The 6,743-nt window shown below is 62.2% G+C and carries 5 protein-coding genes; all 5 read right to left on the bottom strand.

Translation table 11 applies throughout. The annotated features are described in order from the left end of the window. Window positions 1–61: 61 nt before the first annotated feature. Window positions 62–2,266: a TonB-dependent receptor family protein gene (locus tag CQ12_RS05895; RefSeq protein WP_057834411.1), complete on the bottom strand. Its 2,205-nt coding sequence runs from the start codon at window positions 2,264–2,266 to the stop codon at window positions 62–64. A gap of 91 nt (window positions 2,267–2,357) precedes the next feature. Then, on the bottom strand, window positions 2,358–2,735 hold the full coding sequence (locus CQ12_RS05900; protein ID WP_057834412.1) for a DUF2946 domain-containing protein: 378 nt from the start codon (window positions 2,733–2,735) through the stop codon (window positions 2,358–2,360). Between the two features lie 49 nt (window positions 2,736–2,784). Beyond that, window positions 2,785–3,285, bottom strand: a complete 501-nt coding sequence (locus CQ12_RS05905) for a TlpA family protein disulfide reductase (RefSeq protein WP_057834413.1) — start codon at window positions 3,283–3,285, stop codon at window positions 2,785–2,787. Beyond that, complete coding sequence (locus CQ12_RS05910) at window positions 3,282–4,496, bottom strand: sialidase family protein (protein ID WP_057834414.1); 1,215 nt, start codon at window positions 4,494–4,496, stop codon at window positions 3,282–3,284. The genes CQ12_RS05905 and CQ12_RS05910 overlap by 4 nt, the downstream gene beginning before the upstream one ends. A 14-nt stretch (window positions 4,497–4,510) precedes the next feature. After that, on the bottom strand, window positions 4,511–6,743 hold a 2,233-nt coding region (locus CQ12_RS05915), incomplete at its 5' end, for a TonB-dependent receptor family protein (protein ID WP_057834415.1).

The following is a 6,743-nucleotide window of genomic DNA, read 5'->3' on the forward strand; positions in this document are numbered from 1 at the left end:
TCCTTGCGCGCCTTGCGAGTCCACAGAGCGAAGAGATGTCGGCGATACATAGCGTTCCTCCTCACCATCGGTACTTGATGCCGGCATAAACTGCCCGTCCATTGCCCGGTTCGAACAAGGGTGAGGTCGCAGTCGCCTGATTGATGATGCTGGCGCTGGAGATATAGGCCTTGTTGAAGAGATTGCGCCCTTCGATATAGGCCGACACCGGTCCGCCATTGTCGAAACCGGCCTTCATTCCCAACAGCGCATAGGCTGACGTCCTCAGTGTGTTGGCGCTGTCGACGAAGTAGGATTCAGGCACCCATTCGACATTGGGACCGGCATAGAATCCGGTCGGATGCTTGTAGAGCAGCTCGGCCCGAAGATAATGACGCGGCGCGCCGGGCAACAGGTTGTTGCCGAAGGTTGGATCGTTGTCGAAGCGGAAATCGTTGAATGTATACGCCAGGTTCAGCCAGAGCTTGTCTGGCGACGGGCCGTTGTTGAAAATGCCTTGGAAAATCGCCGCGCCCGCGCCCGCTTCGATGCCCTGGTGAATGGTGCGGTCGGCGTTGGTGACATTGCAATTGCCGAATGCACTGTAGAGGCATTGTAGTTCGTTGCGGATATTGGCGCGATAGGCGGTGAGCTCCCAAGCGTAATCAGGCCGTTTCATCCGCGTTCCGATCTCATAGGTGGTGGCGGTCTGTGGTCGGATGTCAGTGAAGGGAATGACCGCGACCCCCGGCACATTCGCGCTTTCGCCAAAACTCGGCACCTCGGCGCTTCGCGAGATGTTGGCGAAGACCTGCCACGTCGGATCGACATTCCAGAGCAGACCCGTCTTCGGCGACCAGATGTTGAACTCGGTCGCCCCCGACTGATCGCCATTGCTGAGAAAGCGGTCCTGCCGGTTGCGGGTAGCGTAGAGGAATTGCGTGCCGGCGATCACGGCAACGTTGGGCAGGAAGTAGAAGCTGTCTTCGATATAGAAGGAGGTGTTCTTCGAGCTGTCGACTGACGAGGACAGCAATGGACCCTTCTGGCCGCCGAGATTGGCGAATTGCTGATTGTCGATGCTCCCGTTCAGGATGTTGACGCCGGCGACAAGGCGGTTGCGGTAGCCGCCGATGATGCGGTCGTCGGTGACCTTGGCGAAGGCGCCATAATCCCTGTAGCGGTAGTCGAGCCACTGGAAGATCGGGTGCATCAAATGGCGGTCGACGCCAAACATGCCGAACTCGATCTTGGTGTCGTCCAGCCGGATTGTCGTCTTGTTGGCAAGCATGACGGTGTTGAGGTTGCGCTGCTGGTCCAGCGCAACGTTTGCCGGCGCTGCAGCCTGGGGATCGGTCAAGGCCGATTGCTTGGTGACGGTGCCGGGGATGCGCTGGCGAATCTCATTGGCGTTGAAATAGAACCGCGTTTCGGCATCCGGTGAGAATTGATAGCCGACATTGCCGCTGACGCGGGTGCTGCTGCCGGAACTGTGGTTCCTGAAGCCATCCGAGGCCTGGGTCGACGCGGTGACGAAACCGTCCCATGGTCCGTTTGCGCCGCCGGCATTGGCCTGCAGCCGTTTGAATCCGAATGCGCCCATATCGGCCGACACGCCGTTCGGCCACGGATCGCGGCCGGTTGGAATCACGAAATTGATGGCGCCGCCAAGCGAGTTCGCGCCGAACTGCAGCGCATTGGCGCCCTTCCAGACCTCGACATATTTATAGGCGGTGGGGTCGATCTGCTGAAAATCGCCGTAGCCGTCGGCAGTGTTGATCGGAATACCGTCCATGTAGAGCTGCACGCCGCGCAGATGGAAGTTGCGCGACAGGCCGGAACCGCGGATCGACAACCTGGTGTCGTCGCCCCATTTCGGCTGCGCGAACACGCCCGGCACGTAATCCAGGATGTCCTTGATGGTGTTGGCGACAGTCGAATTCTTGTAGGCCTCGGCCGGCACGATCGCGACACCGCCCGGCGTGTTGTTGATCTCGGTCAAGGCCTGTTGCGCGCTGAGCACGGCGAGCGCACCGCGGCCACCCTGCCCTTGGCCTGCGCTCTGCGGTGCCGGAGCTTGCACCTGCCGGACGGCGCGGGCCGACCGCGCCGCGTTGCGCTGCGGACGGACGCTCGCGGCGCGTTTCTGTTCCGGTGCGGTGACCGTCACCGGCGGAAGTTGTGATCGCTCGGTCTGCGCCTCGGCGCCAGATGGTGAAACGAACATGGCGGCCGACGCCAGCAATGTGCCGCGCACAAGCCCGACCGGTGATGCAAGACGAAACATAGGATGATCCTGACGCCAGCTCTTTGGCCGGCTTTCTCAATTTGAACGTACGGCGCGGCCTCGGCCGCACCGTTGACGAGATCAAGCGAGGTCAGGAAAAGGACGGTGGCGCTCGCGCCTGCGCATGCGAGCCGGCGCGCGCCGGCGGCACATGGTCCGCAGCTTCCAGCCACGCGACAAGCTGGAATTGCCGCTGCAGGACGACAAAGATCAACGGGGGCGGCTCGACCGCTACGGCGCCGCCGTGGCCGACGCTGCAGAACCCGCAGCAATTGGCGCCGTGCGGCGCCTTCGGGGTCGTGGTCTGTGAGGCGTCCTCCGAGGACGCCATGCCGGAGCAGATCGTCGCCATATAGAGCGGATCGGAGACGGCTTGTGCGACAGCACGAAATGCCCCGATCGGCGCCAGCAACTGCACCATGATCGAGAGCAGCACGATTGGAATGAAGACTTCCAGTCGCCGTCGCATGTTCCCCCCAGGGCGTCCGAGTAGCGGTACCGCCAACTATCCACGTTTCTCATCTCACCGCGGTTTGTTGCTGAGTCAACCATTTTTCGAGGTCCGGTATTTCCGCCGACCCCTCGATCGTGGTGACGGCTCCGTCCCGCCCGATCAGCAGCGTGCGCGGAATATCCCCCTGCCAGGCCGGGTCGATCTCGAACCGGAGGCGTTCGACAAAGCCGTCGCTGAAGATCCAGTTTTCCGCCGACGCGAGCCCCGACTTCTGCAGCATCGCCCGGGTTGGTCCGGCCAGATTCGGGACCAGATCGGCGCTGATCATCACGACGTCGACCTCGGAATGATCCTTCATGAATTGCCCAAGCAGCGGCAGTTCGACCTTGCAGGGACCGCAGGTGACGCCCCAGAAATGCACCAGCGTCGGACGTCCGGCGTGCGCGCGCCGCATGTCCTGCCAGCTTCCGCGCACGAACGGCTTGAGATCGGGCGGAGTCTCCGCACCGGGCGCCGCGCCCAGGCAGGCAAGGAGGAATATGGCGGCGAGCAGCAGGCGCTTCATGATCCGTCTCCGATCGGCAGAAGGCGATAGCCGTCGGCCTTGGTCATCCAGGAAAGGAAGGTCTTGTGCCCGTTGCTGACCAGCAGCGGGTGGTCGGAGGTATCCGTTGTCGTGGCGATCGCGACCGGCTTCGACCAGCTCTTGCCCTCGTCATGCGAGGTCATCGCGTTGACTGCGGTCTTCTCACCGTCGAACTCCTTCCAGACCATGGTGGCGCCGTGCGGGCCGGCCAGCACGTAGGGCCGCGTCGGATTGCGGTTGGCGCGGCCGAGCGGAAGCGGATCGGAGAAGGTGCGACCCTCGTCCTGCGAGCGGGCATAGAACAGTCCCTTGCGGGCCTTGCCGTTGGTGTACCAGGTCGCGTGGTACGTGCCGGCGGGCGAGACCGAAAGACTGGGACCATGATGCGGGCACGCGGCGATCTGCCAATCGTCGTTGCTGACACGGCGAACTTCGCCTGGCGACGCCGGGTCGGCGAACGTCATGACCGCATGATCCCGCACGCCGCCCTCGAAGATGTTCCTGAACACCACCACGGGATGGCCGGGGCTAGCGAACGCCAGACCAATCCGGCAGCATTCGCAGGTGTTGTCGGCCGCCAGCCGCGTCTCGGAATAGGTCGCGCCGCCGTCCTTCGATGAGGCGAAGAACAGCCCAGCGCCTTCGTACTTCTTGCCCTCCTGTTGCGCGGGCACCCGGTTGCGCTTGTCGATCCAGGCCGCGAACACCGAACCATCCGCATCGAGACCGAGCGCCACGAAGCGCTGGCTCTCGTTACTTGCTGTGATCGGCTGCGGCTCGGCAAAGCTTTGGCCGCCATCGGCCGACCTTGTGGTCAGCACCTGGCCATTAAAAGCCTTGTCCCTGAAGCGCGAAAACGCCAGCGCGATGCCGCCGTTCTTGTCGATGACGATCTGGGGACGCGCGTCCGGCCCCCAATCGAGCGTGAGCTTTTCGCGGGTCACCTGAACCGGCGTTGAAAAGCTGCGCCCCTCATCCTTCGAACTCGCCACCGAGATGTGGCCGCCTGCCATGAAGGCGAGCCACAGCGTGCCATCCGACGCGAAGGCCGGCGCGACTTTCGAAGCGCAGCGCAGGGCTGTTTCCTCGCACGCCGCTTCCGAGGCATGCTGGTGGTGACTCATCTGCGCTTGCACTGGAGTTTGGCAAAGCGAGAAAGCGAGCGTCGCGAGCAGGCTCATTCGCAGCATGACTTTACCCCTTCTCATTTGAACGCCAGCTTCATGCCGGCGAAGAAGGCGCGCGGCGAACCGGCGTAGATCGAGCCGGTGCCGCTGAGACCCTGGAGGCCACCCGCCGTAACCGTGTTTCCGATATTGTTCGCAGAAGCCACATAGGTCCGGTCGAACACGTTCCTGACCTCGAAGTAGACATTCAACGACTTGAAATAATCGGAGATGAGGTCCGTCTTGTAGTGGACGTTGAGATTGACCAGTTCGTATCCCGGCGCCTTCTGCAGATTGGCGTTGTCCATGTAGAAGGAATCCTTCCACTGGACCTCGACAAACGCCCCGAGGCCGGCCAGCGGCCCCCACATCTGTTCATAACCAAGCCGCGCCGTGAGCTCGTGCGGCGAGATGCCGGGGATCTTGTTGCCTGCGCGGTTGAAGCTGAAGACGGTGCCGCCTCCGCCGGGGCTTCGGATGTCTTCGGTATACTCGGTGTAGTATTGTTCGAGATAGGTGTAGGCCGCGGTGAAGCGCCAGCCGGGATAGAACTTCCAGTCAGCGGCGAGTTCCACCCCGCGATGCTCGGAGCGCGGCGCGTTGAACATGTAACTGACGCCGGATACCTGTGTCGCCTGGCTCACCAGTTCGTCTTTGAAGAATTCATAGAAACCTGTCGCGCTAAATTTCAGCGTGCTGTTCGGCGTCCAGTCAAAGCCGAGGTCGTAGCCGATGTTCTTCTGCGTCCTTAGCTGCGTATTGTTACCGTTGGTGCCGTCTGAGAGGATGAAGAGGTTGCCTACCTGCGGCGTGCCGTATCCGGTGGCGACACGCGCGCGGAAAAGCCATTCGGGATTGAGCTTGTAGAGCAGCGCCAGTTCGGGCGCGGTGTTCTGAAACTGTCGATCGGCGATGATCGGCACCCCTGGAACCGCGATCGGGACGTCAGTTGTGGGATAGCGATAGGAAGTATTGATCCCCTTCAGAACCGTCGTCTCCCATCCGATGCCGGCGATCGCCGTCAGATTCGGAGCGAGCTTGAGCTCTTCACGTGCGCGAACGCCGTAATTGCTGGTAGAGCTCCAGGTATTGCTCTGCAGCAGGCCGAGCTTCGCATTACCGCCCGGCATCACGTTGCGGCTGTCACTCGACGCGGTGAGCGTGTTGTAGAAGGCGCCGAAATAGGCCGTAGACTCCAGACCGAATATTTCGCCGCGCTTGGTGATGTCGCTCATGTAATTGTACGACGGAAAATCGCCGATCGCGCTGGTGGTGCCGGTCGGCTGACTGATATTCCGATCGTCAAACACGAATTGATTTCGCCAGGTCGTGGTGTTGTCGAAATCATGCTCCCATCGCCCGCCGACGATGGTCCGCCGGTCGAAGCGGCCAAGGCCAGCCTCAGTAGCGGTCTGCGGTGTTGTTAAGCCGTTAAAGCCATTGTTGAACAACGACACCGTCGGGCATCCAAGCGCGAGATTCCCGCCCGTCGTGCAGCCCTGCTGGAACGGATTTTGATAATACTGGGTCAGCGTCTGGCGGAGCGGCAGCCTTGTATCGAGGTTGTTATTGATGAATTTTACTGTGAAACGGTCGTCGGGCGTGGCGTGCAACGTGCCGAGGAAATTCACCGTCTGGGTGTTGAACCAGCTATTGCCGATAAATCCGTCGCCGCGCGCGTCGCTCGTAAACAGCGAGTACTCGAAATTGCCGACCTTCTTGCCGGCGGCGAGATAGTTGTTGAGGTAGCCGAAGCTGCCGCCTTCGACGCCGTATTCGACCCCGTCGATGGTGCGGCCCGGGCGGAGGCGGAAATTGAGCGCGCCGCCGGTCGCATAGTTGCCGTAGAGCGCCGACGACGGCCCCCGGATGACGTCGATCGCGGCATAGGCCTTGGGATCGATCAGGTCGCTGCGGGAAAGCCCGTCCGGCTGGGTGACCGGAAAGCCGTCCTCGAAGATCACGAGATTGCGGATGCCAAAGCCGTTGCGTGCATTGGAGCCGCGAATCGAGATGCCGATATCGCGGGGGCCGTTACCCTGCTTCACCGAGATGCCGGGGCTCTCGCGCAGCACGTCGGCCACGGAGAATGCCGGTCGGTTGTCGAACTGGCTGCGGTCGATGGTCGTCTCGGTCTGGCCGGCCGGGGCCTGGTACAGCAGCGCCCGCGCCACGCTCGGCGTGATGCCGGCGGTCAGCGAGGAAGCCGTTGGGGCGATGGGCAGCGGCTGCCGCGCCTGCGTCCTGGCGGCCGAACGCGCCGCCGGCCTG

This window comes from Bradyrhizobium jicamae (assembly GCF_001440395.1).
GTDB lineage: Bacteria > Pseudomonadota > Alphaproteobacteria > Rhizobiales > Xanthobacteraceae > Bradyrhizobium > Bradyrhizobium jicamae.